Raw genomic sequence first — 26,094 nt, 5'->3', positions numbered from 1 at the left:
AAGTGTTTTCTCAGAAACATCGGTCCAAGACCGAGTCGGTTATTCCTCTGCCCACGCCGTTGAAGCAGGGGAAAGCCGGAGGGAGGTGTTGGCGCACCTCCCTCCAACCCAATCTCTTAGCTACAGCCCGATGTTGCGCCACAGGTGTTGCACTTCATGCAGGTGCCGTTGCGCACCAGCGTGTAGTTGCCGCAATCGCCGCAGGCCTCGCCTTCGTAGCCCTGCATCTTGGCACGGGTGACCGCCGTCATGGCAGGCACCGAGGTGCTGGCCTTGGCCGTTGCCACCGCTGTTGCCACGCCGCCGGTTTCCGGTACCAGCGTGTTGAGCGCGGCGACCGCATCGACACCGCCACCAAAAGCCACGGCCCCGGTTTGACCGCCTTGCAGCACGATCAACTCCTGCGGCAGACGCTTGCGCAAGTAGCCGGTGGAGCTGATCTGCTTGAGCACTTCCAGCGAGCGCGACGCTGCCGTGTCGGAGAGTTCCTTGACGTTGGACACGCCCTCTTCCTCACCCCGGCCCAGATCGTCGAACGACGCGCCTTCCGGCTTCACATGCGCCAGATCGGTGCGGTCCAGATAGCTGACAGCGAGTTCGCGGAAGATGTAGTCAAGGATCGACGTCGCGTTCTTGATGCTGTCATTGCCCTGCACCATGCCCGCCGGTTCGAACTTGGTGAAGGTGAAGGCATCCACGAACTCTTCCAGCGGCACGCCATACTGAAGACCAACCGACACCGCGATGGCAAAGTTGTTCATCATGGCACGGAAGCCCGCGCCTTCCTTGTGCATGTCGATGAAGATCTCGCCAAGGCTGCCGTCCTGATATTCGCCGGTGCGCAGGTAGACCTTGTGACCGCCGACAACCGCCTTCTGGGTGTAGCCCTTGCGGCGCTCCGGCATCTTTTCGCGGTGCGACTTCTGGATTTCCTTTATGATCACCTTTTCGACGATCTTCTCGGCCAGCACCTGCGCCTTCTCGGGCATGGAGCCGGATTCGAGGATCTCGGCGGCTTCTTCGTCATCCTCGACCAGTGCTGCCGCCAGCGGTTGGGACAGTTTGGAGCCGTCGCGGTAGAGCGCGTTGGCTTTGGTGCCCAGCGACCAGCTCAACTCGTAGGCCTTCTGGCAGTCTTCGATGGTGGCGTCATTCGGCATGTTGATCGTTTTCGAGATCGCACCCGAGATGAAGGACTGCGCTGCCGCCATCATCGTGATGTGGCTTTCCACCGACAGGAAGCGCTTGCCCTTCTTGCCGCAGGGGTTGGCGCAGTCGAAGACCGGGTAGTGTTCCACCTTCAGGTGCGGCGCGCCTTCCAGCGTCATCGTCCCGCACACGTGATCGTTGGCCGCGTCGATGTCCGACTTGGTGAAGCCAAGGTGACGCAGCAGGTCGAAGGTCGGGTCGTTCAGCTTGTCCGCCGGGATGCCGAGCACTTCGCGGCAGAACTCTTCACCCAGCGTCCACTGGTTGAACACGAAGCGGATGTCGAAGGCCGAGGCCAGCGCCTTGTCCACCTTAGCAAGCTGTGCCGGGCCAAAGCCGTGGCCTGCGAGCGAGGTGTGGTTGATGCCCGGCGCATTGCCGATGGTGCCGTGTCCCACGGCGTAGGACACGATCTCTTCGATCTGCGCCGAGCCGTAACCCAGCTTTTCAAGGGCAGCAGGGACAGACTGGTTGATGATCTTGAAGTACCCACCACCGGCGAGCTTCTTGAACTTCACCAGCGCAAAGTCCGGCTCGATCCCCGTGGTGTCGCAATCCATGACCAGACCAATGGTGCCTGTAGGTGCAATCACGGTGGACTGCGCGTTGCGGTAGCCGTGCTTTTCACCAAGGCGCAGCGCCTCGTCCCAGCTTGCCATCGCCAGATCGACCAGTCGGCTGTCCGGGCAGTTGGCGTGGTCAAGCGGAACCGGCTTGACCGACAGGCCTTCATACCCATCCGTCGCGCCATAGGCGGCATTGCGGTGGTTGCGGATTACGCGGAGCATGTGATCGGCGTTCTTCTTGTAGCCGGGGAATGCGCCCAACTCGCCAGCGATCTCTGCGGAAGTGGCATAAGACACGCCAGTCATGATCGCGGTCAGCGCACCACACAGCGCGCGGCCTTCATCCGAGTCGTAGCTGAAGCCAAGGTTCATCAGCAGGCCGCCAATGTTCGCATAGCCCAAACCCAGCGTGCGGAAGTCATAGGAGCGCTGCGCGATTTCCCTGGACGGGAACTGCGCCATCATCACCGAGATTTCCAGCGTCAGCGTCCACAGACGTGTGGCGTGCATATAGTCTTCGGACTGGAACTCACCGTCCTTGAGGAAGGTCAGCAGGTTCATCGACGCAAGGTTACACGCGGTGTCGTCAAGGAACATGTATTCCGAGCACGGGTTGGAGCCGCGAATTTCGCCATCCGCCGGGCAGGTGTGCCATTCGTTGACGGTGTCGTGGAACTGGATACCCGGATCGGCGCAGGCCCAGGCGGCGTGGCCCACATCTTCCCACAGGTCACGCGCCTTGATCGTCTTGGCGACGCTGCCGTCAGTGCGGCGGATCAGTTCCCAATCGGCGTCGTCTTTGACGGCCTGAAGGAACGCGTTGGTAACGCGGATCGAGTTGTTCGAGTTCTGCCCCGAGACAGAGGCATAGGCCTCGGAGTCCCAATCGGTGTCATAGGTCGGGAATTCGATCGACGCATACCCCTGCCGCGCATAATCCAGCACGCGCTTGATATAGGTCTCGGGGATCATGACGTTCTTCGCTGCGCGAATTGCGTCCTTCAAGGCATTGTTTTTCTTGGGATCATAGGCGTCTTCTTCAAGACCATCCCAAGCACCGATTGCCTTGAAGATCGCGTTGAGCATCTTCTCGTGCATCTTAGAACCCGCAACGATGCTCGCGACCTTCTGCTCTTCCTTGACCTTCCAGTTGATGAATTCCTCGATATCCGGGTGGTCGGCATCGCAGATCACCATCTTGGCCGCGCGACGCGTGGTGCCGCCCGACTTGATGGCGCCCGCCGCACGGTCACCGATCTTGAGGAAACCCATGAGACCCGAGGACTTGCCACCACCCGACAGCGGCTCGTTTGCCGCGCGGAGCGAGGAGAAGTTGGTGCCGGTGCCGGAGCCATACTTGAACAGACGCGCTTCGCGGACCCAGAGGTCCATGATGCCGCCATCGCCGACCAGATCGTCGGCCACAGACTGGATGAAGCACGCATGGGGCTGCGGGTGCTCATAGGCCGAGGAGGATTTGGTCAGTTCGCCTGACTTGTAGTCGACGTAGAAGTGGCCTTGGCTGGGGCCGTCGATGCCATAGGCCCAGTGCAGACCGGTGTTGAACCACTGGGGGCTGTTCGGTGCCGCCTTTTGTGTGGCCAGCATGAAGCGCATTTCATCGTAATAAGCCTGCGCATCTTCTTCGGTTGTGAAGTAACCGCCCTTCCAGCCCCAATAGGCCCAGGCGCCCGCCAGACGGTCGAACACCTGCTTGGACGATGTCTCGCCCGTGCGCGGTGTGTCATCGCTTTCGGGGACCGACCGCCACAGGAAGCTGGGAACGTCCTTTTCCTTGACCTTCTTCAGGGCAACGGGAACACCCGCCTTGCGGAAATACTTCTGTGCGATGACGTCACTGGCGACCTGGCTCCAGCTGTTTGGAACCTCAACATTGTCGAGCTTGAAAACCACGGAGCCGTCAGGGTTCCGAATTTCCGAGGTGGTCGAGACGAACTCGAGCCCCGCATATGCATCCTGCCCAGACTTGGTAAACTTTCTTTCGATTTTCATCGCACCGGTCTCTTTTTTCTATGTGTACCCCATGGCCCTTTGGAGGCCGCGATAAGCACGAGTTTTCCGGTCCCGCGCGTCGTCCACGCAGGCAAAGCGCCTCAAAAGCTGTTAACCGGTGTTCCCGTCCCTGTCGTCGGCCCAGACACTATATGTTGTGGTTGATCGAACCGACCCGCACAAACTGGCGGATATCTCACAGAGTCGTCAACACGTTTTTTACACTTTTCGGCACAGATTTTGGGTTGACCCGCACAGAAGACACAACCCATAGCGATTCAACTGTGGATCACCCGTGTATAGCCCTGTGGATAAGTCGGCAGGCAAAAAGTCAATGCCACCAGAAAGTTATCCACAGGCATTTAGAATAGGGTTCAACCCACTTTCGAGACCGGTGACATACGACAGAGCGCCGGGTTTCGAATCTGTTGGGACCGTCGCTGTGGCAGAGATCCCACGCACAAGACACAGCGAGTGACAGACGACCTTTGAGGCCCAACGAATGTGCCTGCGCGTCATATTTGCTGAATGTGTGAAGTGGTCGGGACGGCAAGATTCGAACTTGCGACCTACGGTACCCAAAACCGTCGCGCTACCAGGCTGCGCTACGCCCCGACTGAGGCGTCGTTTATCGACCAACGCCGGAATTGGAAAGCGGTTTTTTCCTTTGATCCGTCAGGACGCACAGGCCCAGACGGCAGTGTCCGCGGTAATCGCCGGATGCCGCATCTCTGTGCCTTCGTCGATGCCCAAACGATCAGCCATACCGCCATTGATCTCGAGAACGAACTGGATGTCCCGCCCACCTGGAATGCTTGTCAGATCCCCCGGGATCGCATTCTCATGCACCCGCTGAACGACACCGTCGCCATCTGCAAAGATCATATCAAGCGGGATCAGAGTGTTCTTCATCCAGAACGAGACTGTCTGTTCGCGATCATACACAAACAGCATGCCGCTCATGGTCGGCATCTCTTCTACGAACATCAAGCCTTGGCTTCGAAGGTCAGGCGTGTCGGCCACATCGACGGAGAAACGGGCATTGCCCCAATCGCCCCGCAGGTAGACGACATCCTCGCGACACGGCGCTTCGGCCGCAACAAGCGGCGACGCGACAAATACGAGAACGACGCTTAGGACAGACCACTTTCCCATGGGAGCACCTCGACCGCCATCCGCCCGCGGCTGCTCTCGATAGAGCGCAGCGCAAGCGCTTCTCCCGGGAGCAAATCCGAAAGACCGGAACGGCGCAAGACTTCCACATGTATAAAGATGTCTTCGGAGCGGCCAAAGACGTTGGCAAAGCCAAACCCTTTTGCCTTGTCGAACCACTTGACCCGTGCAGGTTCAAGCGGAGCAGCGGCAATATCTTCCGCCGAGACGCCTGTGAAATCCTCCAGAGGTGCAACCCCGGACTGCACAGGCGGCGTGATGCTCAAGACTTCGACGGCCTGAAGCCCCCGAGTCGTGGTCTGCACAACCACCTCGATCCGCGCGCCATCCGCGACAGACCCCTGCCCATAATTGCGAAGCACATTTGCATGTAGCAGGATATCTGGCCCGCCCTGATCCGAGACCAGGAAACCGAAACCTTTGGCTGGGTCAAACCACTTCACGTGTCCAGCGATACGTGAGCCAGGTTGTTGTGACTGTTCCACGACTTTTTCCAACATCAAAAACCCACCACCGTTTGCGGTGCCCCAACCTTAACTGCAAGTGTAGGGAAAAAAAGAGGAATTTCACCCCCGCAATTCACGTGACGTGAATGTCAAGGATTTAACCGACTGATTTCCCAAGTTATTTTTTCGTTACTTTTCACCCACCGGAACCGATCATGCAGTCTGAAAGCACCATCAGCCCAGAATTCGATCTCGGTGGGCTGAATCCGAAATCCTCCCCAGAAAGGTGGACGTGCCGGATTCGGACCCAACTTGGCCGTCAGCATGGCAACTTCTGCCATCAATTCAGTCCGCGACCCGAGTGGCCGCGACTGTTGCGATGCCCAGGCACCAAGACGACTTTTCAGCGATCTCGACGCATAATATGCATCCGCTTTTTCACCCTCCTCGCGGGTGACGGTCCCGCGCACCCGGATCTGACGATGCAGCGATTTCCAATGCAGGACGAAGGCCGCCTTTCCCGAGGCAGCAATCTCCTGCCCCTTGCGGCTTTCGTAGTTCGTGTAAAACACGAAAGCATCCGCTTCGATTTCCTTGAGCAGCACCATCCGGACGTTGGGCATGCCGTCGGCATCCACCGTCGACAGAGCTATGGCGTTCGGATCGTTGATCTCCGAAGCTTCTGCTTCCGCAAGCCAACGCCGTGCGATCTCGAAAGGATCATCACCTGCAAAGATTCCCGTACGATCACTCATCGCAACCTCCAATTGAGTGCGGCGCGTATATGAGATTGCCAAGGCTTGTCCACAGCAAATTCGTATCAACACAAACCCAGCGGCGAAGTCCCTCCATTCACAGCCTTGCCCGGCAGTCATCCATCGCCTAAACGATGGGCACACCGAACAACAAAAGGCGTGGCACCATGAAAAGCGAAATTATGGCCGGAAAGCGCGGGCTTATCATGGGCCTCGCCAACGACAAATCGATTGCGTGGGGCATCGCACGGGCGCTTGGCGACGCGGGAGCCGAACTGGCCTTTTCCTATCAGGGCGATGCGCTGAAAAAACGCGTCGATCCGTTGGCAGCGCAATTGGGATCGGACATCGTTCTGCCCTGCGACGTCAGTGACGCGGCATCAATCGATTCGCTGTTCGAAAGCCTCAAGCAGCGTTGGGACAGTCTCGACTTCGTGGTGCATGCCATCGGCTTTTCGGACAAGAACGAATTGCGCGGGCGCTATGTCGACACAAGCCGTGACAATTTCATGATGACCATGGACATCTCGGTCTATTCCTTCACCGCCGTGATGCAACGTGTGGAAAAGATGATGACCAACGGCGGCTCGGCCCTGACCATGACCTATTATGGCGCCGAACGGATCATGCCGCATTACAACGTGATGGGTGTGGCCAAAGCAGCGCTGGAATCCTCGGTGCGCTACCTTGCCGAAGACCTTGGCAAGGACGGCATCCGCGTCAACGCGATCAGCGCCGGTCCGATCAAGACGCTGGCCGCTTCGGGCATCGGTGATTTCCGCTACATCATGAAGTGGAACGAATACAATTCGCCGCTCCGCCGCAATGTGACCATCGAGGATGTCGGCAAATCGGCACTTTACCTGCTGTCCGACCTCGGCTCTGGTGTGACGGGTGAAACGCATCACGTCGATGCCGGCTATCACGTGGTCGGCATGAAGGCGGTCGATGCACCGGATATGAGCAAGGAATAACCCCAGATGACCACAGCGCAGTTCATCGCGTTCAACCTGACACTGCTGGCCGCCATGGCCGCGCCGGGGCCGGCTCTGCTTTATGCACTGCGCCAATCGGTGGCAGGCGGGTTCTGGACCGGTGTCGCCACGGGGGCCGGACTTGGCCTGATGGCCGCGCTCTGGACCGGAGCAGCGTTGCTGGGCCTCAATGCGGTGTTCGCCATTGTCCCCTGGGCCTATCTTGCGCTCAAGACAGCTGGTGCGCTCTATCTCATCTGGATTGCCGTACAACTCTGGCGCAGCGCCAACCAACCCGTCTCGGACAGCGCCAATCCCGGCGCGCGCGCCTTCCTCGGCGGAGTGCTGGTCAACCTCGCCAATCCGAAATCGGTCCTGTTCGCCGGCGCTGTTCTGGTGGTGATCTTCCCACCCGATCTGAGCCTTGGGGCCAAAGCGCTGATCGTCGCCAATCACTTCATCGTCGAACTTGTTGTCTACACCCTCTTCGCCGCCTGCCTGTCCAGCGCCCCTGCCCGCGCTGGCTACCTGCGGCTGAAACCGATCATCGACCGCATGGCCGCCGTAATCCTCGGCGCGCTAGGCCTGCGTCTGCTGTTCGGCCGCTGATCCAATAAAGGAGCCCGCCATGACCGATCGCCTGCCCCATGAAAAAGGATTCCACGTCAGCTGGGATCAGTTGCACCGCGATGCCCGTGCCTTGGCATGGCGTCTTCAGGGCGAAGGCCCCGACGAAGGTGGCTGGCGCGCGGTTGTCGCCATCACCCGCGGCGGCATGGCGCCTGCGATGATTGTCGCCCGCGAACTCGACATCCGCATGGTCGATACGATCAGCGTGAAGAGCTATAACCACCAGACACAGGCGGAACCCAAGGTCATCAAGTCCCCGGACATGTCCGTGGTCGGTGATGGCACTGGCGTGCTGGTGGTGGACGATCTGGTCGACACCGGCAAAACCCTCGAAGTGGTGCGCAGACACATGCCCAAAGCCCATATCGCCACGGTCTATGCCAAACCGATGGGCCGCCCGCAGGTCAACACCTTCATCACCGAGGTGAGCCAGGACACCTGGATCTTCTTCCCGTGGGACATGGCGCTGCAATATGTCGAACCCTATCGCGGCAAGGACTGAGCGGGCTTCTCTGGTTCGAAAATACTTCGGGGGAGTCCGCCAATGGCGGACGGGGGCAGCGCCCCCCAACAACTGAAAAAACCAGCGCGCCGCAGGCGCACAATGTGGAAAGACACGCATGACGTCACGGACCCAGACCACATTCGCCCCACCGGTGATGGAGGCCCGTCGCTGGCTTGACGGCGTGACGTTCCCCGACAATCAACCACTCATCAATGTCAGCCAGGCCGCGCCGGTTGAACCGCCCCCTGCACCCTTGCGCGCCGCCATGGCCGAAGCGCTTGAGCTGCCCGAGACGCATCTCTACGGCCCGGTGCTCGGCCTTCCTGCTCTGCGGTCCGAATTGGCCGCACAGTGGTCAGCGCATTACCAGGGCACAGCACGCCCCGATCAGGTCGCGATCACGTCGGGCTGCAATCAGGCCTTTGCCGCCATCATCACGGCACTTTGCACCGAAGGGGATGAGGTTCTCCTGCCAACCCCCTGGTACTTCAATCATAAAATGTGGCTCGACATGTCGGGTGTGACCGCTGTGGCATTGCCCACCGGCACCGATCTGATCCCCGATGCCGAGGCCGCCCGCGCGCTGATCACGCCGCGGACCCGCGCAATTTCGCTGGTGACACCGAACAATCCCGGCGGCGTCGAATACCCGGCCGAGACACTCTCCGCATTCTTCGCCCTCGCCCGCGAGACCGGCATAAGGCTGATCGTTGATGAGACCTACCGCGATTTCGACAGCCGCCCAAACCCACCGCACAGCCTGCTCTCGGAGCCGAACTGGGACGAGACGCTGATCCAGCTCTACTCCTTCTCCAAGGCTTACCGCCTCACGGGCCACCGCGTCGGAGCCGTCATTGCAGAGCCCAAACTTCTGGCCGAGGTCGAGAAATTCCTCGACACCGTCGCCATCTGCCCGTCCCAACTGGGCCAGCGCGCCGCGCTCTGGGGTCTGCAAAACCTCCGCGACTGGCTTGCAGGCGAACGCGACGAAATCCTCGACCGGCGCGCGGCGATCCATGACCACATGCCGCTGATCGAAGCAAAAGGCTGGCGGCTCATGGGCTGCGGTGCATATTTCGCCTATCTCGAACATCCCTTTGCCGAAAGCAGCGCCACACTGGCCCCGAAACTGGTGCAAGAGATCGGCGTGCTCGCCTTGCCCGGCACCATGTTCATGCCCGACACAGACCCCTCGGGCGCACGCCAGTTCCGCGTCGCTTTCGCCAATGTCGACCGGCCCGGGATCGAGGCGCTCTTCACCCGTCTGGCCAGCCTCGACTGGCCCCTTGCGACCCCTGTCCCCGCCGCGTAGACACGTCGCACGAATTCGCACTCAAGCAAGGGGCACACCTGCATGGCCATGGGCAAAGGCAAGCTGTCGAAGACCTTCATCTGGATTTTGATGGGGCTTCTCATCGTCGGCCTCGCGGGCTTTGGCGCAACCAGCCTGTCCGGCTCTGCACGCAGCGTGGCCACCGTCGGCGAAAAGGAAGTGTCCACCGACGCCTACCTGCGCAGCCTGCGGACCGAAATCAATGCCTTTGCCGCGCAAGCCGGTCGCGCCGTTCCGATGTCCGAAGCGCAGATGCTCGGGATCGACCGTCAGGTTCTGGCCCAGCTTGTCACGGCACGTGGTCTCGATAACGAAGCCGCCCGCATCGGCATCTCTGTCGGTGACGACGTGGTCGCAGACCAGTTGCTGCAAGTGCCGTCCTTCCAAAGCGCCGATGGCAGCTTCAACCGCGAAGCCTACAGCTTTGCCCTGCGCAATCAGGGCCTTTCGGAATCCGAGTTTGAAGAGCAGTTGCGCGACGACACGTCCCGCACAATCCTGCAAAGCGCGCTGATTGCCGGCAACACACTGCCCGACACCTATATCGACACTCTGCTCTCCTATACCGGCGAAACCCGCGACTTCACCTGGGCGCGCCTCACCGGATCGAACCTGCAAACCGGCCTGCCAGAGCCGTCCGAGGCCGATCTGCAAGCCTATTACGATGAAAACATCGCCAATTACACCCTGCCGGAACTGCGTGACATCACCTATGCGTGGATCACTCCCGAAATGATCGTTGACACGGTCGAGGTGGATGAAGACGCGCTCCGCGCCTCCTATGAGGAACGGTTCGACGAATTCAACCTGCCCGAACGCCGCCTTGTCGAACGGCTGGTCTTCAGCACCGAAGACGCCGCGACAGAGGCCCTGAACCGTCTCGGCGACGATTTCACCTTCGAGGATCTGGTGGCCGAACGCGGCCTTGCACTGGCAGATGTCGATTTGGGCGATGTCACACGCGACACGCTGGATGGTGCCGCAGATGGCGTCTTTTCTGCCGAAACCGGCGAGGTTGTCGGGCCTCTCCAGTCCAACCTCGGCCCGGCGCTTTTCCGCGTCAATGCGGTGCTCGACGCTCAGACCACCTCGTTCGAAGACGCCCGCCCCGATCTGCGCGGCGAACTGGCGCTCGACCGGGCCCGCCGCGTGATTGAAACACTCGCACAGACCATCGACGATGAACTCGCAGCCGGGGCAACGCTCGAAGAGGTTGCAAGCACCACCGAAGCCGAAATCGGACAGATCGAATGGTTCCCTGGTGCCGATGGAGAGATCGCGGCGTATGACGCCTTCCGCGAGGCTGCCGGACAACTGAACGAAGGCGATTTCCCCGAAGTGATCCAGCTTGGTGATGGCGGTGTCTTTGCCATGCGCCTTAATCGCATCCAGCCGCCCGCGCCGCAGCCCATCGAAGACGTGATCGATCAGGTCCGTCAGGGGTGGGACACCCGCGAACAGACCGCACAGCTGATGGCACAAGCCGAGGAACTGGCCGCGTCGCTGGCCAATGGCACCAGCTTTGAAGACTTGAGCCTTGCGCCGCAAACCGAAACCGGACTGGGCCGCAATGCGCAGATCGCCGATCTCCCGGCAGGCCTGCTGACCGCTGTGTTCGAAATGGGCGTTGGCGACACCCGCGCCGTGGCGGGTATCGGCGAAGTGATCCTGCTGAAACTTGACGCGATCACTCCGGTCGACCGCAATGATGGCGACATCGAAATGCTGGCACAGGCCCTGCGCAATCAGGCCTCCAACAGCATCGCCGAAGACCTCTTCCGCGCCTTTGCGACCGACGTGCAGCAGCGTGCCGGGGTCGAGATCAACCAACCCGCGATCAACGCGGTCCACGCCTTCATCCAATAAGCGCCATGGCCAACCTGACCCCCGATTTCGACAGCTTTGCCCGCGCTTACGAGGCCGGTGAGAACCAGGTGGTCTATGCCCGCCTTGCCGCCGATCTCGACACGCCCGTGTCGCTGATGCTCAAACTCACCGGGACCGCCAAGGACGCCTTTGTCCTCGAAAGCGTGACCGGAGGAGAGGTGCGCGGTCGGTACTCGATCATCGGGATGAAACCCGACGTGGTCTGGCAGTGCCACGGGACGCAAAGCCGCATAAACCGTGCCGCCCGCTATGATCCAGAAGCGTTCGAGGCACAGGACGGTGATCCCCTGACCACGCTGCGCGCGCTGATCGCAGAGTCGAAGATCGCCCTGCCCGACGATCTGCCTCAGGCCGCCGCCGGTCTTTTCGGCTATCTCGGCTATGACATGATCCGGCTGGTCGAACACCTGCCCAACATCAATCCAGACCCGCTGGGCCTGCCCGACGCAGTCATGCTGCGCCCGTCGGTCGTGGCCGTGCTGGACGGTGTCAAAGGCGAAGTGACGGTCGTGTCCCCAGCTTGGGTCAATGATGGCCTCACGGCCCGCGCCGCCTATGCGCAAGCCGCCGAGCGGGTGATGGACGCGGTGCGCGACCTCGAACGCGCGCTGCCGCAACAGGCCCGCGAAATGGGGGAAGCCGCCGAAATCGCACCGCCGGTGTCGAACTTCACCCACGAGGGCTACAAACAGGCGGTCGAGAAAGCCAAGGACTACATCCGCGCGGGGGACATTTTCCAGGTGGTCCCGGCACAGCGCTGGACGCAGGATTTCCCCCTGCCGCCCTTTGCGCTCTACCGCTCGCTGCGGCGCACCAACCCGTCGCCCTTCATGTTCTACTTCAACTTCGGCGGCTTTCAGGTGATCGGCGCGAGCCCGGAAATCCTCGTCCGGGTGTTCGGCAACGAAGTCACCATCCGCCCCATCGCGGGCACCCGCCCGCGCGGTGCAACACCTGCCGAGGACGATGCGCTCGAAGCCGATCTGCTGGCCGACGCCAAGGAATGCGCCGAACACCTTATGCTGCTCGATCTGGGTCGCAATGACGTGGGGCGCGTCGCCAAGATCGGGACCGTGCATCCGACCGAGAAGTTCATCATCGAACGCTACAGCCACGTGATGCACATCGTCTCCAACGTGGTCGGCGAACTCAGCCCCGATCACGACGCGCTCTCGGCCCTGCTGGCGGGTCTTCCCGCAGGCACCGTTTCAGGTGCTCCGAAGGTGCGCGCGATGGAAATCATCGACGAGCTGGAGCCGGAAAAACGCGGCATCTATGGCGGGGGTGTGGGCTATTTCAGCGCCGGCGGCGACATGGATATGTGCATCGCGCTGCGCACGGCGCTGGTGAAGGACAAAAAGCTCTACATTCAGGCAGGCGGCGGTGTCGTTTATGACAGCGATCCCGAAGCCGAATATCAGGAAACCTTGCACAAATCGAACGCCATCCGCCGCGCCGCTGCCGACGCCGCGCGCTTTACCGGGAACGGCAATTCCTGACCGTCGGTCGCATTGCGTATTTGGAAAGAGAAGAACAGCAGGACGCGCATCCCGGCTTCCTTGGGCTCCAAATACCTCGGGGGTTTGGGGGCAGCGCCCCCAACACGGCTTTGCGACCCGAAAGGTCGAAAAACCCAAACCTGCGCGCCGCAGGCGCTCAATTTAACTTGAAGACGCGCGCGCAAATCCTTGCAAACGCTCGATCATCGCACGCAACCCGTTGGAGCGCTGTGCCGACAAATGGTCATTCAACCCCAACCGCCCCAACTCGGCCCGCGCATCGATCGCAGCCACTTCCGATGGCGACAATCCATTGTAAAGCTTTCGCAGAACCGCGATCAGGCCGTTGACGATCATCGCGTCCGACTCGCCCTCGAACCGGATCACGCCGCTGTCGATCTGTGGGTGCAGCCAGACCTGACTTGCGCAGCCATCTACCTTGGTCGCAGGCACCTTCAGCGCCTCGGGCAATGGCTCCATCGCGCGGCCCAGTTCGATCACCATCCGGTAGCGGTCTTCCCAATCGTCCAGAAATTCGAAATCTTCGACAATCTCTTCAAAAGCGGCGCTCGCCATGGCGGTCTCCGGATGCGTGTCCTGTGTTCCCTGAACACCTAGGCAGCGACGGCGCAAAGGTCCAGCCCGGGCTTCGCGCTTTTCAACGGCGGCGCAATCGGTTACGTCGAAGACAGACAGGCAGAGGGACCGACCATGCGCAAACCCGTGACGCTTTTGATCCTTGCAACCGTGATGTTGACGGGCTGCGCCACCATCAGCGAGTCGCGCTTGAACCCGTTCAACTGGTTCGGGTCAAGCGAACCCGATCCGGCGGCTGCGGACGTGGCCAATGCCAAGGTCAACCCGTTGATTCCCGTCAGGCGCGCCTCGATCTTCCGGGACGACGGTCCCGAAGTTTTCGCCGGTCGCCCGATTGCCGAAGTCACCGAGCTTCTGGTCGAACGCCGTCCCGGCGGGGCCGTGATCCGTGCCACCGGTCAGGCTGACCGCCTTGGGCCTTTCGATGTCCGGTTGATCGCCGATGAGGCCGCAAGCGTCGACGGCACGCTTGTTTACGACCTGAAGGCCTTGCAACAACCTGGGCCCCGCAACACAAATCCGCGCGCGCGTCAGGTCACCGCAGGGCTGTGGATCACGGATCAGAGCCTTGCGGGCATCCGCACCATCACGGTACGGGGCGCAAACAACGCCCGCAGCGTCCGGCGCTGAAGCGGTTTACAATTCGATGATCTGAACCTGCTTGCCCTTCGCGGCAAGCCCGACGCGTCCGTCACACAGACGCAATGCGTCATGTCCGAACACTTCGCGGCGCCACCCCTGCAGGGCTGGAACGTTGCGGTCACCGGACGCCAGTGCATCCAGTTCCGCCGAGGTCGCGATCAGCTTTGACGCCACGCCGGAGCTTTCCGTCTTCGCCTTGAGCAGCACCCGCAGCAGGTCCGCCAATGCCGGGTTCACCTGCGGTGATGGGCGGGCATCCTCAAGCGACGGTAATTGCTCTTTCGGCATGCTTTGCGCCCGGTGGACCGCGTCCAGAATGCCCTGCGCGATCTCGCCCTTACGCGCTTCGCGCAAGAGCAGCCGCGACCGGCCCAGATCGGCCATGTCCTTGGGTTTGGTCGATGCCAGCTCAACGAGGGCGTCGTCCTTGTAGACACGGCTGCGCGGAATGTTGCGTTCCTGCGCATAGGCTTCGCGGAACCGCGCCAGTTCCTTGACCAGCGCCAGAAAGCGCGGCGCGTTGGAGCGGGTCTTGACCCGCATCCATGCGTCCTCAGGACGGGTGACATAGGTCTCTGGGGCAAGCAGCGTGGCGATCTCTTCTTCGACCCAGCGGTCGCGTCCGGTCTCGGCCAGTTTCTTGCGCAGGAATTCATAGATCACGCGGAGATGCGTCACGTCGGCCAGTGCATATTCGGTCTGGCTGTCCGACAAGGGTCGCCGCGACCAGTCAGTAAAGCGCGAGGATTTGTCGAGCGACTGCTTGGCGATCTTGCGGACAAGGGTCTCGTAGCCCACCTGTTCCCCGAACCCGGCGACCATCGCCGCGACCTGACTGTCGAAAAGCGGCTCAGGGATCACGCCATGGTCGATATAGAAAATCTCGAGATCCTGTCGCGCGGCATGGAACACCTTGACCACATCCCGGTTGCGGAACAGCTCCAGCAGCGGCTCGAGCGACAACCCGTCCACCAGCGGATCGACCAGAACCGCGTCGGTCTTGCCATCCCCGCGAAAGGCCAACTGGATCAGACAGAGCTTCGAGTAATAGGTGCGCTCGCGCAGAAATTCCGTGTCTACAGTGACATAGGGGGTTTGGGCAGCACGCGCACAAAACGCGGCAAGATCGGACGTGGTCGTGATGATGTGCATAATTCGGGTCGTTCGTTATTCTTGTTCTGTCGGCACCCCATCCCGCGTATAGCTCAAACGCAGCGCTTTGCCTAGCGCCCGAGCCACTATCGTCAGGTCAGGTCGATCCGGGTTGTCACGCCCTCGGCAAAGCGGCGCAGAATGAGCGGGTAGAGTCTATGTTCCTGTACCAGCACCTTGGCGGCAAGGCTGTCGGCGGTGTCGTCCGCTGCGATGGGCACGCGCACCTGTCCCAACACCTGTCCACCGTCAAGTTCTGCCGTAACCTCGTGTACGGAGCAGCCCGCCTCGGCGTCGCCCGCGTCGATGGCGCGCTGATGGGTGTGCAGGCCTTTGTATTTCGGCAAGAGTGACGGATGGATGTTGAGCATTTTGCCCTGCCAGCGCGTCACAAACCCTTCGGTCAGCACCCGCATAAACCCGGCAAGGCAGAGGATGTCGGGCCGTGCCTGATCCAGCACGTGGTTCAGCGCGTCCTCAAATGCGGGGCGGTCAGACCCAAACGGGCGATGATCGACGACCGCAGTCGGGATGCCCCGCGCCTTGGCTTTCTCCAACCCACCTGCATCGGCGCGATTGGACAGCACCAGCACGGGCCGCGCCGGATGATCACCGGTCATCTCATCGACCAGCGACACCATGTTGGAACCGCCACCCGAAATCAGGATCGCTACCCGTTTCGTCAAAGCAACGTGCCTGTGTAAGCCACGCCCGGCGTGCCGGTGACAGAGCCGATCCGCGAAACGGTCTCGCCCGCCTCTTCCAGCACTGCGGTCAGCGCATCCGCGCGATCGGCCGCCACAACGACGATCATGCCGATGCCGCAGTTGAAGGTCTTGAGCAGTTCCGCCTCGGCCATCCCGCCAGTGGCAGCAAGCCATTTGAACACCGGCGGCAGCTCCCATGCTGCAAGGTCGATCTCCGCGCCCATATCTTCGGGCAGCACGCGCGGCAGGTTTTCGGTCAGGCCACCCCCGGTGATATGCGCCAGCGCACGCACGCCACCCGCTTTCACCGCCGCCAGCGCCTGCGTCACGTAGAGCCGTGTCGGCGTCAGCAGCACTTCGCCCAGCGATCCGTCGGCCCAGGGGCAATCCGCCTCCCAGCCCAGCCCGGACACCTCCACCAACTTACGCACAAGGCTGTAGCCGTTGGAATGCACACCGTCCGACGCAAGGCCCAGCAACACATCGCCCTCAACCACACCCGACGGCAGGTCCGTGCCCCGCTCCATGGCGCCAACGGCAAAGCCCGCAAGGTCGAAATCGCCCGCAGGGTACATGCCGGGCATTTCCGCGGTTTCGCCCCCGATCAACGCACAGCCGGACCGCGCACAACCTTCAGCGATGCCTTCGATCACCCGTGCTGCCGTGTCGGTGTCGAGCTTGCCTGTCGCGAAATAATCAAGGAAAAACAGCGGCTCCGCGCCTTGACAGACCAGATCGTTCACGCACATCGCGACAAGGTCGATGCCGACGCCATCCACATGGCCCGTATCAATTGCAATCCGCAGCTTTGTGCCCACACCATCGGTCGCCGCCACCAGCACCGGATCGGTGAAGCCAGCACCTTTCAGATCGAACAGCGCGCCAAAGCCCCCCAGCCCCGACATCACACCGGGCCGCGCCGTGCGCTTGGCCGCCGGTTTGATCCGCTCCACCAGCGCGTTGCCCGCGTCGATATCCACACCCGCATCCGCGTAGGTGATGCCGTTCTTGCCGTCTGTCATGCTGCACCCTCCGAAGGTCGCGCGTGCCTTAGCGCAGCGATGAACACAAGTCCATCATCCCTGTGCCGCACCTCTTGACGCGCCCCGGTTGTCTGCTACTGAAACACACATGGCGGGCCTGTAGCTCAATTGGTTAGAGCAGAGCGCTCATAACGCTTTGGTTGCGGGTTCAAGTCCTGCCGGGCCTACCATATTTTACCGTTTGGTAAAAAACGCCACTCTCAGAAAACGCACTTGCTCACATCCGGCGTCGTCGCCCGCCAGCGGAGCGCATCCGCGATCATCTTGGGCACCTCCGGGTGCAGGCCGATGGGATCGAGGACGATACCTTGAAACCCGGATGCTGCAACCGCATCGGGCAGATCGTCGAGCACGTGGCCCCGTTTGGCGGCAAAGAACGGCAGGCAGATTGCGTTTGTCCCCAGACCGGATAGGGCCTCGGTCAGCGAGGGGTCCTCCTCGACAAAGCCGCAGCGGACGGAGCGTGGGCCAAAATCCTCGGCCACGCGGTCGGCAAAGGCGCGGGTTGCCTCTGAGACACGGCGGGATTTGCCGGAACCGTGGCCGGCGATGACAAGGTCGGTTCCGTACGGTTCGAACCCGTGATCCGTACAGACCTGCCGCAGCCAGTTGGCGGCGAGCATCGGCAAGGTGCAGTCAAGGCCGAAGCTGACCAGTTGCGGCCCAACGCCATCTGCCAGCCGTTTGGGCAGCTGTACCTGCGTGAACCAGCCATCGGCCATGAACATCGGGTAGATCAGCGCACCGGGGCGGTCTGCCGACAGTGCCTCGATCCGGCCTTCGGCGGCCAGTGTCACACCTTCAACTCGCGCCTCGGGCAGATGTGCCGCCACGGCCGCCGCAAGGGCGGCGATCTCCGCCTCGCCCACATCGGGATCCGAGGGCTGGCCGTGGCTGACGATCAGGGCATCGAAGGACATGGAAGTCTCCGGGGTTGGACCTGACGAGACTTAGCGCGGGGCCATACGAATGGCACCATCCAACCGGATCACTTCGCCGTTGAGCATCGGGTTTTCGACGATATGGCGCACCAGTGCTGCGTATTCGCTTGGGTGCCCCAGACGCGAGGGATTCGGCACCTGTGCGCCAAGGCTGTCCTGCACCTCTTGCGGCAAGGCTTCGAGCATGGGCGTCTTGAACAATCCCGGCGCGATGGCGCAGACGCGGATGCCCAACTGCGCCAGATCGCGCGCCATCGGCAGGGTCATGCCGACCACACCGCCTTTGGAGGCCGAATAGGCCACCTGCCCCACCTGCCCTTCATAAGCCGCGACTGAGGCGGTGTTGACGATCACCCCGCGCGCGCCGTCTGCGTCCAGCGGATCATGCGCCGCCATCAGCGCAGCCGCCTGAGAGGACACGTTGAAGGTACCGATCAGGTTCACGTTGATCGTGGCGATAAAGGGTTTCGGGTCGTGTGCTGCCCCTTTCGACACGGTCTTGGCGGCAGGGGCGATGCCCGCGCAGTTCACCGCGATATGGGCAGCGCCGTAGGTGGTTTTAACGACCTCCATCGCGGCGGCGACGCTGGCCGGGTCGCTGACATCGGTCTTGACGAAGATCCCGCCCAAGGCTTCGGCCTGCGCGGCACCGGCAGTTTCATTCATGTCGAGGATCACGAGCTTTGCCCCCGCCTCGGCCAAAGCCGTCGCCGCAGCGGCCCCGAGGCCCGATGCCCCGCCTGATACGATGGCGACGGTGTTTGCAGTGATGATCATGACCTCTCTCCCTCTTGGTCTTGGCAGTCACCGGTGGTGATGCATTGCGATCCTTACAGAAGTGTTTCGACAGGGAAAAACAAGACCAGCTCGTGCAATGTCGGTCCCTTGCGGTGCAAGCCCGTTGCAACGGGCTTTGACACGCGATTTGCAAATCGCGTATCAAGCGCCTTCGAAGGCGCTTCCCGCCGACACCAATGCAGGTTTTCCTTTTGGCCAAATCGAAGAAGCGCAATCATACCCCCGGCGGCTGGGAGGACTGGGCCACGGATCGCGTGCTGCGCGCTGCGATCTGGTGTGCGCTGCGCCTGCCGATCCGGGCGCGGCTGTGGCTGATGGGACGGCTGATCCGCCATATTGTTGCACCCCTGGCGGGCTACCGCGAACGCGCGATGGACAACCTCGCCCATGTCTGGCCCGAGATGGGCGTGCTCGACCGTCGTCGTCTGGCCGATCTGGTCGCGGACAATGCCGGGCGCACGATGATCGACAACTACGATGTCAAAGGTCTCATGCGGCGCATGGCCAAGGCCGAAATTCGCGGCGATGGCGTGGCCGAGGTCGAAAAAGCCCGTGCCGAGGGACGCCCGGTTCTGTTTGTCACTGGCCATTTCGGAAATTTCGAAGCGCCGCGTGCGGCGCTTGTGGCGCGGGGCTATCGCATCGGCGGGCTCTACCGCCCGATGTCCAACCCCTATTTCAACGCGCATTACGCGGCCAACATGCATGCTTTGTCCGACCCCGTGTTCGAACAGGGGCGGCGCGGCACGATGGGATTGATCAAGCACATCCGCGAGGGCGGCATGGGTGTGCTTCTGTTCGATGTCTATGACAGCGCGGGCGAACCCATCGACTTCATGGGCCAACCTGCGCCCACGCTGACCTCAGCCGCAGATATTGCGCTCAAGACGGGCGCGCTCATGGTGCCGTTCTTTGGCATCCGCAAAGACGATGGCATCAGCTTTGATGTCGTGTTCGAAGCCCCCGTCCCGCATGGCGATCCGGTTGTGATGATGCGCGAGGCCACGGCGCGGCTTGAGGCGCGCATCCGGGAAAACCCCGACCAGTGGTTCTGGATTCACCGCCGCTGGAAACCCAAGCGTCAGCGCAAGCGGGCAGCGGCGAAGATGGGTCCGTAACCCTTTTTCTGGATCAGAACGACAATCGGTGCCGAGCCGGACACGGACACGGAAGACGACAGGGGTGCGCGTCCGTTCCAGTCTCCGATATCGGACCATTCCGTGACGATATGGCTGTAGGCCAGCTTTTTCCCGGCGTTTTCACCGCGCGGAATGCTGACCGTTTCGGACGGCGTATAGCGGATGAGAAACACGTCGGCTTCGGCCAAACCGGACGCTGCAGGTGCGCTGATCGTCAACTGGTTGCCCGACCGTTTCAGGGTCAGTGGCACCGGCAGGCCCTTGGCCGCATGGGCCTGCACCTGATCGGTCACATCCATCGGACGGTTGCCGACCACATCGGTCACACCGTTCACCACCATCTGGGGGGTATAGATCGACCGACTGCCGAAGGATCGGGCATAGCCCTTCTGGCGCGTGGTAAAGGCGGAATGCGCGAACTTGTCTTTCCAACCGATGTAATCCCAGTAATCCACGTGCAGGGCCAGAGCGATCACGTTGTCGCGTTGGCCCAGATGCGCCAGCATCTCATCGGCAGGGGGACAGGACGAACAGCCTTGCGACGTGTACAGCTCGACCACAACCGGTGTGTCCTGGGCCAACGAGGCCGTTGCACCAACACCGACGATCATCGCCGTCACAAAAGCAAAAAGCCTGTTCATTCCGCTATTTTCCTGCGCTTGTTTATGCCTCAAGACAGATAGACTTACCGGACTGAAATAACCAATCAAGGTTTTGCGAGAGCCCGCGATCCGTTTGGTACCCGGTTATTGTGCACAATAGTATACCAAAATCGTCGCACCCCCCTTGATCAACTCTGTGCCATCATGCAAAGAGCAGCACAAAGACCCGAATTCCCCCATCTGAGGAGCCATGTCATGTCCATCATCGTTGGTCAGGATACAGCCAAGACTCGTAAGACCCTTACGGTCAATGGCCAGTCCATCGCCTATTACTCGATCCCCGCAGCCGAGGCTGCCGGTTTGGGGACGTTTTCGAACCTTCCCGCCTGTCTGAAAGTCGTGCTGGAAAACATGCTGCGCTTCGAGGACGGCAAGACCGTCAGCGTCGATGACATCAAGGCATTTGGCACATGGGGCGAAAACGGCGGCCAGAACCCGCGCGAGATCGCCTACCGTCCGGCCCGCGTTCTGATGCAGGACTTCACCGGCGTGCCCGCCGTGGTCGACCTTGCGGCAATGCGTGACGGCATCGTGGCGCTGGGGGGTGACCCGGAAAAGATCAACCCGCTGAACCCGGTTGATCTGGTCATCGACCACTCGGTCATGATCGACGAATTCGGCAACCCGCGTGCGTTCCAGATGAACGTCGATCGCGAATACGAGCGCAATATGGAGCGCTACACCTTCCTCAAGTGGGGCCAGAACGCGTTCAACAACTTCCGCGTGGTTCCGCCGGGCACCGGCATCTGCCACCAGGTGAACCTTGAATACCTCGCGCAAACCGTCTGGACCGATGCGGATCAGCATGGTGAGCAGGTCGCCTACCCCGACACGCTGGTCGGCACCGACAGCCACACCACCATGGTCAACGGTGCTGCCGTTCTGGGCTGGGGTGTTGGTGGGATCGAGGCCGAGGCCGCGATGCTGGGTCAGCCGATCTCCATGCTGATCCCGGAAGTGATCGGTTTCGAGCTGACCGGCGAAATGATGGAAGGCACCACCGGCACCGACCTCGTTCTCAAGGTGGTCGAAATGCTCCGCGCCAAGGGTGTGGTCGGCAAGTTCGTGGAATTCTACGGCGCGGGTCTCGACAAGCTGCCGCTGGCAGACCGCGCGACCATCGCCAACATGGCACCGGAATATGGTGCGACCTGTGGCTTCTTTCCGATCGACAATGAAACCCTGCGCTATCTCAAGACCACCGGTCGCGACATGGACCGGATCGCGCTGGTCGAAGCTTATGCCAAGGAAAACGGCTTCTGGCGCGATGCGGATTATGCGCCGGTCTACACTGACACACTGCACCTCGACATGGGCACCATCGTGCCGGCGATTTCCGGCCCCAAGCGCCCACAGGATTACGTCGCTTTGACGAATGCCAAGGCGGCCTTCGCCAAGGAAATGGAACAGACGTTCAAGCGCCCGATGGGCAAGAAATCCCGGTTGCTGGCGAAGACTATTCGATGGAATCCGGCAAGGTTGTGATCGCGTCGATCACATCCTGCACCAACACCTCGAACCCATATGTGATGATCGGTGCGGGCCTTGTGGCGCGCAAAGCCCGCGCGCTGGGCCTCGATCGCAAACCTTGGGTCAAGACATCGCTTGCGCCCGGTTCGCAGGTCGTGTCCGCCTATCTTGAGGCTGCCAACCTGCAGGAAGATCTGGATGCGGTTGGCTTCAACCTCGTGGGCTATGGCTGTACCACCTGCATCGGCAACTCTGGCCCGCTGCAGAAAGAAATCTCTGCCGCGATCTCCGAGGGCGATCTGGTTGCAACCGCCGTCCTGTCCGGAAACCGGAACTTCGAAGGCCGGATTTCGCCGGATGTGCGCGCCAACTACCTCGCGTCGCCGCCGCTCGTGGTGGCCTATGCGCTGGCGGGCACGCTGGACATTGACCTGACATCTGAGCCTTTGGGCACCGACAAAGACGGCAATGACGTGTTCCTGAAAGACATCTGGCCCACCACACAGGAAGTGGCGGAACTGGTCGAACAGACGGTCACCCGTGAAGCGTTCCAGACCAAGTATGCCGACGTGTTCAAAGGCGATGAAAAGTGGCAGAGCGTTGAGACCACGGACGAGATGACGTACGACTGGCCGCCGACCTCGACCTACGTTCAGAACCCGCCCTATTTCCGGGGCATCACCATGGCGACCAAGAAGATCGAAAACATCGAAGGCGCCAAGGTTCTGGCGCTGCTGGGCGACATGATCACCACCGACCACATCAGCCCGGCGGGGTCGTTCAAAGAGACCACCCCCGCAGGTCAGTACCTGATCGAACGTCAGGTCAGCCCGCGCGAATTCAACTCGTACGGGTCGCGCCGTGGCAACCACGAGATCATGATGCGCGGCACCTTCGCCAATATCCGCATCAAGAACGAGATGCTGGACGGCGTCGAGGGTGGCTACACCAAGGGCCCGGACGGTCAGCAGACGTCGATCTTTGACGCCGCGATGGCCTACCAAGAAGCCGGTGTTCCGCTGGTGATCTTCGGTGGCGAACAGTATGGCGCAGGCTCCAGCCGTGACTGGGCGGCAAAGGGCACAGCGCTTCTGGGCGTCAAGGCCGTGATCGCGGAAAGCTTTGAGCGTATCCACCGCTCCAACCTCGTTGGCATGGGTGTGATCCCGTTCGAATTCACCGGTGGCGACACCCGCAAATCGCTGGGCCTGACCGGCGACGAAACCGTCGCGATCCACGGTCTCGACACGATCACACCGCTGGCCGAGGTGCCCTGCACCATCACCTATGCAGACGGAACCGAGAAGACGATCACGCTCAAGTGCCGGATCGATACCGCGATCGAGATCGAATACATCGAACATGGCGGCGTGCTGCACTACGTGCTGCGCGACCTCGCCAGCCGCGATGCCGTGGCTGCGGAATAACGCCTGGCCTCTGCAGGCAACGACCCTTAACACCAAGACGGCGCGCCAATGGCGCGCCGTTTTTTTACTGGCAAGCTGCGTTTCGGAGCCTCAGTCCGGAACGGGGATGCACGCACCCCCTTCGACCTGCAGGGATGGGTTTTGCCCCCGCCAACTGATGTCTCCATCAGGCCCGAAGCACAGGATTTCCCCCTCAAAACTGGTCATCATGTCGTAGGGGACATCACTGGCACGATCACATTGTTTTTCTGTCGGAGCCACCACGTAACCGCCAATTCCCATAGCCATGGCAGCACAGAAAACCTGACCTGTATGCCCTCTTGCTACCAAACAGTCCGGCAGCCAGATCTTTTGAACCAGACCGTTCAACTGATTGAACAGATACGCGTTTTCAGCGGAAAAACCCTGCCCCAGCTGCAAACGACCGGCGGTCCCATGACAGCTCAAAACAAGGTTCTTGAGCCTCCCCCCACGTGCGCTGCGGGCGACTTCTCCAATCCACTCGACAATGTGTTCCGGCGATTCCGTTGTCGCGATATCCCATGTGTTCCACATCTGGAACCGGCGGGTGTGCGTGCCAATACTGACACGAGGGTCGTTGACGGCCATATTTGGTCTGGGCAAACGGTACATCAAAATTCTCCAAAAATTCGAAAATGCAATCAATATCGCATACGATACGTCGCTGCCCCTGTTCCCTCCAAGCGCAAAGTTCACAAGCGGCGTTTCACAGTTTTTGCCGTTTGCAGAACCGCCTGAGGACAGGGGCAATATCTGCTCCAGATGCGGATTGACTATTTTTCAAACATCATCGGCAGAAATTTGCACAAGAATGAAAAAAATATTCAAAATTTGGCACAAGTTGTCGCATGTGACAGCTTGGACCCTACACATTCAACAATTCTGTCCCACTTATCGAGGACACAGGCACACAGACCGATGAGTTGAAAGATGAAGATTTTGACAATCATTCAAACCGCCGCCTTGCTGTTGATCGCAGGGGCCAGCGTGTTTGCAGGAATCCCGGACGCCGGGACCTCGCTTTTTCCGTAACGTGACTCAGTCAGCCAGCGCTTTTTCCAGCGCTGGGACAAACCGCTGTTCATAGTCCGATCCGACAAGAGGCCCGGCAAAGCGAAACAGCACAACCCCATCCCCATCGACGATGAAGGTCTCCGGCGGCGCGGTCACGCCCCAGTCGATTGACGTGCGTCCTGCCGGATCAAAGGGAACCGCCACAAACGGATTGCCATCGTCTGTCAGGTACTGGCTCGCATTGGCTTCCTGATCGCGGATGTTCACGCCGATGATCTTCATGCCCTCGGCCTGCATCTCCAGAAGCTTGGGATGCTCCACCCGGCATGGCGGACACCAGCTGGCCCAGAAATTCACCAGTGTGACCTCGCCAGAGGTCAGCATGTCCGGTGTAAAGGCTGCATAACCGGTCAGCGGCACCTCGGTGATCGGCGGCGCGGACTGGCCGATGCGGGTCGATGGCAGGCCTTGGGGATCTTCGCGGAACATGCCGACATAGGCCATTACGGCAAACGCGCCGAAGATCACCGGCGGCAGGATCATCAATGGCGAGACCTTGGCCATCAGCTGCTCCGCCGGTTTTCGATCTCATCCAGCGCAGCCCGCACCTTTCGCGCGCGTCTGAAGCTGACCAGCACGATCACGGCCAAAAGCACGATCGTCACGCCGTAAGAGCTGAGCACCGCAAAGGCGTATTTGCCAAGATCGGGCATCATGCCTGCCCCTCCCGCGCAAGCAAAGCCCGTGTGCGGCGGGCGCGAATCTCGGTCTGGGTGCGCAGGAATACGAGCGCGATGAACAGCAGGACAAACCCCGCGATGCAGAAGAGCAGAGGGAACCAGAACACGTCCGAAATATTCTCTTCCTTGTCGAGGCTGAGCGTCGCACCCTGATGCAGGCCCTGGTTCCAGAAATTCACGGCATAGCGGCTGAGGATCGCAAAGACCGACCCCACCAGACAGAGGATCGAGGTCAGATCAGCCGCAGTGTCGTCATTCTCGATCGCTTCCCACAGTGCCATGTAACCGAGGTAGAACAGGAACAGGATCAGGAACGAGGTCAGGCGCGGATCCCACGCCCACCATGTCCCCCACATCGGCTGTCCCCAGAATGCACCCGTTGCCAGCGCAATCATGGTCATCACCGCACCCACGGGGGCCGCAGCCCGGGCCGCAAGCGCCGACACGTGGTGACGCCGGACGATCCAGATCAGCGAGGCCACCAACATCATCAGCCACGCGTTTATCGCCATCAGTGCCGAGGGCACGTGTATATAGATGATCTTGACGGTCGAGCCCTGCCGGAAGTCGTCAGGTGTAAAGAAAAAGCCCCAGACCAGACCGGTCACAAGGCAGATACCCGTCAATGCCCATACCCATGGCAACACCTTGTCGGTGGTGCGGATGAACTTCACAGGATTTGCGTATTCCCACAATGACATGTCAGTCAGGTAGGCGGTTTTTCAGGCGTCTTCAATTCAAAAAATCGCAT

Annotated in this window: 23 protein-coding genes, 2 tRNA genes and 1 pseudogene; 10 read left to right on the top strand and 16 right to left on the bottom strand. The window is 60.9% G+C overall.

What is annotated here, in order from left to right; genetic code table 11:
- Positions 1-116 precede the first annotated feature (116 nt).
- The 5 genes from ACMVPR_RS05365 to pdxH form a co-directional block, all read right to left on the bottom strand.
- Positions 117-3,788, bottom strand: coding sequence for a vitamin B12-dependent ribonucleotide reductase (locus ACMVPR_RS05365; RefSeq protein WP_416882019.1), 3,672 nt, complete (start codon positions 3,786-3,788; stop codon positions 117-119).
- A gap of 538 nt (positions 3,789-4,326) precedes the next feature.
- Positions 4,327-4,403: transfer RNA gene (locus tag ACMVPR_RS05360), tRNA-Pro, on the bottom strand.
- A 60-nt stretch (positions 4,404-4,463) separates the two neighbouring features.
- Positions 4,464-4,943: a DUF192 domain-containing protein gene (locus tag ACMVPR_RS05355; RefSeq protein WP_416882018.1), complete on the bottom strand. Its 480-nt coding sequence runs from the start codon at positions 4,941-4,943 to the stop codon at positions 4,464-4,466.
- Positions 4,922-5,461: a cold-shock protein gene (locus tag ACMVPR_RS05350; protein ID WP_416882017.1), complete on the bottom strand. Its 540-nt coding sequence runs from the start codon at positions 5,459-5,461 to the stop codon at positions 4,922-4,924. Before ACMVPR_RS05350 ends, ACMVPR_RS05355 begins: the two co-directional genes overlap by 22 nt.
- A 95-nt stretch (positions 5,462-5,556) precedes the next feature.
- The gene (gene pdxH, locus ACMVPR_RS05345; RefSeq protein WP_416884621.1) at positions 5,557-6,162 is read right to left on the bottom strand and encodes a pyridoxamine 5'-phosphate oxidase; all 606 of its coding nucleotides are present in this window, start codon (positions 6,160-6,162) and stop codon (positions 5,557-5,559) included.
- A 167-nt stretch (positions 6,163-6,329) separates the two neighbouring features.
- Between pdxH and fabI the strand changes: the two genes are divergently transcribed.
- The 6 genes from fabI (at position 6,330) to trpE (ending at position 12,990) form a co-directional block, all read left to right on the top strand.
- On the top strand, positions 6,330-7,136 hold the full coding sequence (fabI, locus tag ACMVPR_RS05340) for an enoyl-ACP reductase FabI (RefSeq protein WP_416882016.1): 807 nt from the start codon (positions 6,330-6,332) through the stop codon (positions 7,134-7,136).
- A 6-nt stretch (positions 7,137-7,142) separates the two neighbouring features.
- Positions 7,143-7,745 (top strand): LysE family translocator, encoded by a 603-nt coding sequence (locus ACMVPR_RS05335; RefSeq protein ID WP_416882015.1) that lies wholly within the window; start codon positions 7,143-7,145, stop codon positions 7,743-7,745.
- A 19-nt stretch (positions 7,746-7,764) separates the two neighbouring features.
- Positions 7,765-8,268, top strand: coding sequence for a xanthine phosphoribosyltransferase (gene gpt / locus ACMVPR_RS05330; RefSeq protein ID WP_292268807.1), 504 nt, complete (start codon positions 7,765-7,767; stop codon positions 8,266-8,268).
- 118 nt (positions 8,269-8,386) lie between these two features.
- The gene (locus ACMVPR_RS05325; protein ID WP_416882014.1) at positions 8,387-9,583 is read left to right on the top strand and encodes an aminotransferase; all 1,197 of its coding nucleotides are present in this window, start codon (positions 8,387-8,389) and stop codon (positions 9,581-9,583) included.
- 42 nt (positions 9,584-9,625) lie between these two features.
- The gene (locus ACMVPR_RS05320) at positions 9,626-11,470 is read left to right on the top strand and encodes a peptidyl-prolyl cis-trans isomerase (protein ID WP_416882013.1); all 1,845 of its coding nucleotides are present in this window, start codon (positions 9,626-9,628) and stop codon (positions 11,468-11,470) included.
- 5 nt (positions 11,471-11,475) lie between these two features.
- Complete coding sequence (trpE, locus tag ACMVPR_RS05315) at positions 11,476-12,990, top strand: anthranilate synthase component I (protein WP_416882012.1); 1,515 nt, start codon at positions 11,476-11,478, stop codon at positions 12,988-12,990.
- Positions 12,991-13,152: 162 nt separating this feature from the next.
- Here trpE and ACMVPR_RS05310 read toward each other — a convergent pair whose 3' ends face one another.
- Positions 13,153-13,566, bottom strand: a complete 414-nt coding sequence (locus ACMVPR_RS05310) for a SufE family protein (protein WP_416882011.1) — start codon at positions 13,564-13,566, stop codon at positions 13,153-13,155.
- A gap of 135 nt (positions 13,567-13,701) precedes the next feature.
- Here ACMVPR_RS05310 and ACMVPR_RS05305 point away from each other — a divergent pair, with 135 nt between their 5' ends.
- On the top strand, positions 13,702-14,217 hold the full coding sequence (locus ACMVPR_RS05305; RefSeq protein ID WP_416882010.1) for a hypothetical protein: 516 nt from the start codon (positions 13,702-13,704) through the stop codon (positions 14,215-14,217).
- 6 nt (positions 14,218-14,223) lie between these two features.
- On the opposite strand, the gene rnd is transcribed toward ACMVPR_RS05305, so the two are convergent.
- From rnd to purM, 3 genes are all read right to left on the bottom strand, one after another.
- On the bottom strand, positions 14,224-15,381 hold the full coding sequence (gene rnd / locus ACMVPR_RS05300; RefSeq protein WP_292269040.1) for a ribonuclease D: 1,158 nt from the start codon (positions 15,379-15,381) through the stop codon (positions 14,224-14,226).
- 92 nt (positions 15,382-15,473) lie between these two features.
- Positions 15,474-16,067: a phosphoribosylglycinamide formyltransferase gene (gene purN, locus ACMVPR_RS05295; protein WP_416882009.1), complete on the bottom strand. Its 594-nt coding sequence runs from the start codon at positions 16,065-16,067 to the stop codon at positions 15,474-15,476.
- A complete protein-coding gene (gene purM, locus ACMVPR_RS05290; protein ID WP_416882008.1) occupies positions 16,064-17,110 on the bottom strand; it encodes a phosphoribosylformylglycinamidine cyclo-ligase in 1,047 nt (348 codons plus the stop codon). Before purM ends, purN begins: the two co-directional genes overlap by 4 nt.
- Positions 17,111-17,224: 114 nt before the next feature.
- Here purM and ACMVPR_RS05285 point away from each other — a divergent pair.
- Positions 17,225-17,301: transfer RNA gene (locus ACMVPR_RS05285), tRNA-Ile, on the top strand.
- A gap of 30 nt (positions 17,302-17,331) precedes the next feature.
- On the opposite strand, the gene ACMVPR_RS05280 is transcribed toward ACMVPR_RS05285, so the two are convergent.
- Together ACMVPR_RS05280 and ACMVPR_RS05275 are read right to left on the bottom strand one after the other, a co-directional pair.
- A complete protein-coding gene (locus ACMVPR_RS05280; protein WP_416882007.1) occupies positions 17,332-18,051 on the bottom strand; it encodes a sirohydrochlorin chelatase in 720 nt (239 codons plus the stop codon).
- Positions 18,052-18,081: 30 nt separating this feature from the next.
- Complete coding sequence (locus ACMVPR_RS05275) at positions 18,082-18,849, bottom strand: SDR family NAD(P)-dependent oxidoreductase (RefSeq protein ID WP_416882006.1); 768 nt, start codon at positions 18,847-18,849, stop codon at positions 18,082-18,084.
- Between the two features lie 197 nt (positions 18,850-19,046).
- Between ACMVPR_RS05275 and ACMVPR_RS05270 the strand changes: the two genes are divergently transcribed.
- On the top strand, positions 19,047-19,988 hold the full coding sequence (locus ACMVPR_RS05270) for a lysophospholipid acyltransferase family protein (RefSeq protein ID WP_416882005.1): 942 nt from the start codon (positions 19,047-19,049) through the stop codon (positions 19,986-19,988).
- On the opposite strand, the gene ACMVPR_RS05265 is transcribed toward ACMVPR_RS05270, so the two are convergent.
- Positions 19,952-20,650, bottom strand: a complete 699-nt coding sequence (locus ACMVPR_RS05265; RefSeq protein WP_416882004.1) for a DUF1223 domain-containing protein — start codon at positions 20,648-20,650, stop codon at positions 19,952-19,954. The genes ACMVPR_RS05270 and ACMVPR_RS05265 overlap by 37 nt on opposite strands.
- Positions 20,651-20,866: 216 nt before the next feature.
- Here ACMVPR_RS05265 and acnA point away from each other — a divergent pair.
- Positions 20,867-23,568: pseudogene (gene acnA / locus ACMVPR_RS05260) on the top strand (aconitate hydratase AcnA).
- A 90-nt stretch (positions 23,569-23,658) separates the two neighbouring features.
- Here the strand turns inward: acnA and ACMVPR_RS05255 are convergent.
- From ACMVPR_RS05255 to ACMVPR_RS05240, 4 genes are all read right to left on the bottom strand, one after another.
- The gene (locus tag ACMVPR_RS05255; protein ID WP_416882003.1) at positions 23,659-24,339 is read right to left on the bottom strand and encodes a hypothetical protein; all 681 of its coding nucleotides are present in this window, start codon (positions 24,337-24,339) and stop codon (positions 23,659-23,661) included.
- Positions 24,340-24,627: 288 nt separating this feature from the next.
- Positions 24,628-25,167 carry a DsbE family thiol:disulfide interchange protein gene (locus ACMVPR_RS05250; RefSeq protein ID WP_416882002.1) on the bottom strand — a complete coding sequence of 180 codons (540 nt, stop codon included), beginning with the start codon at positions 25,165-25,167 and terminating at the stop codon, positions 24,628-24,630.
- Positions 25,167-25,319 carry a heme exporter protein CcmD gene (gene ccmD / locus ACMVPR_RS05245; RefSeq protein ID WP_416882001.1) on the bottom strand — a complete coding sequence of 51 codons (153 nt, stop codon included), beginning with the start codon at positions 25,317-25,319 and terminating at the stop codon, positions 25,167-25,169. Before ccmD ends, ACMVPR_RS05250 begins: the two co-directional genes overlap by 1 nt.
- Positions 25,316-26,044: a heme ABC transporter permease gene (locus ACMVPR_RS05240; RefSeq protein WP_416882000.1), complete on the bottom strand. Its 729-nt coding sequence runs from the start codon at positions 26,042-26,044 to the stop codon at positions 25,316-25,318. The genes ccmD and ACMVPR_RS05240 overlap by 4 nt, the downstream gene beginning before the upstream one ends.
- Between the last annotated feature and the right edge of the window lie 50 nt (positions 26,045-26,094).

This window comes from Marivita sp. (genome assembly GCF_048006345.1).
Taxonomy (GTDB): domain Bacteria; phylum Pseudomonadota; class Alphaproteobacteria; order Rhodobacterales; family Rhodobacteraceae; genus Marivita.
The sequence above is the reverse complement of the archived record's forward strand: the minus strand, read 5'-3'. Positions and strand labels throughout refer to the sequence as shown.

Coding starts and splice junctions, on each gene's coding strand:
- ACMVPR_RS05365 (WP_416882019.1), bottom strand. CDS start 3,788: ATGAAAATCGAAAGAAAGTTTACCAAGTCTGGGCAGGATGCATATGCG.
- ACMVPR_RS05355 (WP_416882018.1), bottom strand. CDS start 4,943: ATGGGAAAGTGGTCTGTCCTAAGCGTCGTTCTCGTATTTGTCGCGTCG.
- ACMVPR_RS05350 (WP_416882017.1), bottom strand. CDS start 5,461: ATGTTGGAAAAAGTCGTGGAACAGTCACAACAACCTGGCTCACGTATC.
- pdxH (WP_416884621.1), bottom strand. CDS start 6,162: ATGAGTGATCGTACGGGAATCTTTGCAGGTGATGATCCTTTCGAGATC.
- fabI (WP_416882016.1), top strand. CDS start 6,330: ATGAAAAGCGAAATTATGGCCGGAAAGCGCGGGCTTATCATGGGCCTC.
- ACMVPR_RS05335 (WP_416882015.1), top strand. CDS start 7,143: ATGACCACAGCGCAGTTCATCGCGTTCAACCTGACACTGCTGGCCGCC.
- gpt (WP_292268807.1), top strand. CDS start 7,765: ATGACCGATCGCCTGCCCCATGAAAAAGGATTCCACGTCAGCTGGGAT.
- ACMVPR_RS05325 (WP_416882014.1), top strand. CDS start 8,387: ATGACGTCACGGACCCAGACCACATTCGCCCCACCGGTGATGGAGGCC.
- ACMVPR_RS05320 (WP_416882013.1), top strand. CDS start 9,626: ATGGCCATGGGCAAAGGCAAGCTGTCGAAGACCTTCATCTGGATTTTG.
- trpE (WP_416882012.1), top strand. CDS start 11,476: ATGGCCAACCTGACCCCCGATTTCGACAGCTTTGCCCGCGCTTACGAG.
- ACMVPR_RS05310 (WP_416882011.1), bottom strand. CDS start 13,566: ATGGCGAGCGCCGCTTTTGAAGAGATTGTCGAAGATTTCGAATTTCTG.
- ACMVPR_RS05305 (WP_416882010.1), top strand. CDS start 13,702: ATGCGCAAACCCGTGACGCTTTTGATCCTTGCAACCGTGATGTTGACG.
- rnd (WP_292269040.1), bottom strand. CDS start 15,381: ATGCACATCATCACGACCACGTCCGATCTTGCCGCGTTTTGTGCGCGT.
- purM (WP_416882008.1), bottom strand. CDS start 17,110: ATGACAGACGGCAAGAACGGCATCACCTACGCGGATGCGGGTGTGGAT.
- ACMVPR_RS05280 (WP_416882007.1), bottom strand. CDS start 18,051: ATGTCCTTCGATGCCCTGATCGTCAGCCACGGCCAGCCCTCGGATCCC.
- ACMVPR_RS05275 (WP_416882006.1), bottom strand. CDS start 18,849: ATGATCATCACTGCAAACACCGTCGCCATCGTATCAGGCGGGGCATCG.
- ACMVPR_RS05270 (WP_416882005.1), top strand. CDS start 19,047: ATGCAGGTTTTCCTTTTGGCCAAATCGAAGAAGCGCAATCATACCCCC.
- ACMVPR_RS05265 (WP_416882004.1), bottom strand. CDS start 20,650: ATGAACAGGCTTTTTGCTTTTGTGACGGCGATGATCGTCGGTGTTGGT.
- ACMVPR_RS05250 (WP_416882002.1), bottom strand. CDS start 25,167: ATGGCCAAGGTCTCGCCATTGATGATCCTGCCGCCGGTGATCTTCGGC.
- ccmD (WP_416882001.1), bottom strand. CDS start 25,319: ATGATGCCCGATCTTGGCAAATACGCCTTTGCGGTGCTCAGCTCTTAC.
- ACMVPR_RS05240 (WP_416882000.1), bottom strand. CDS start 26,044: ATGTCATTGTGGGAATACGCAAATCCTGTGAAGTTCATCCGCACCACC.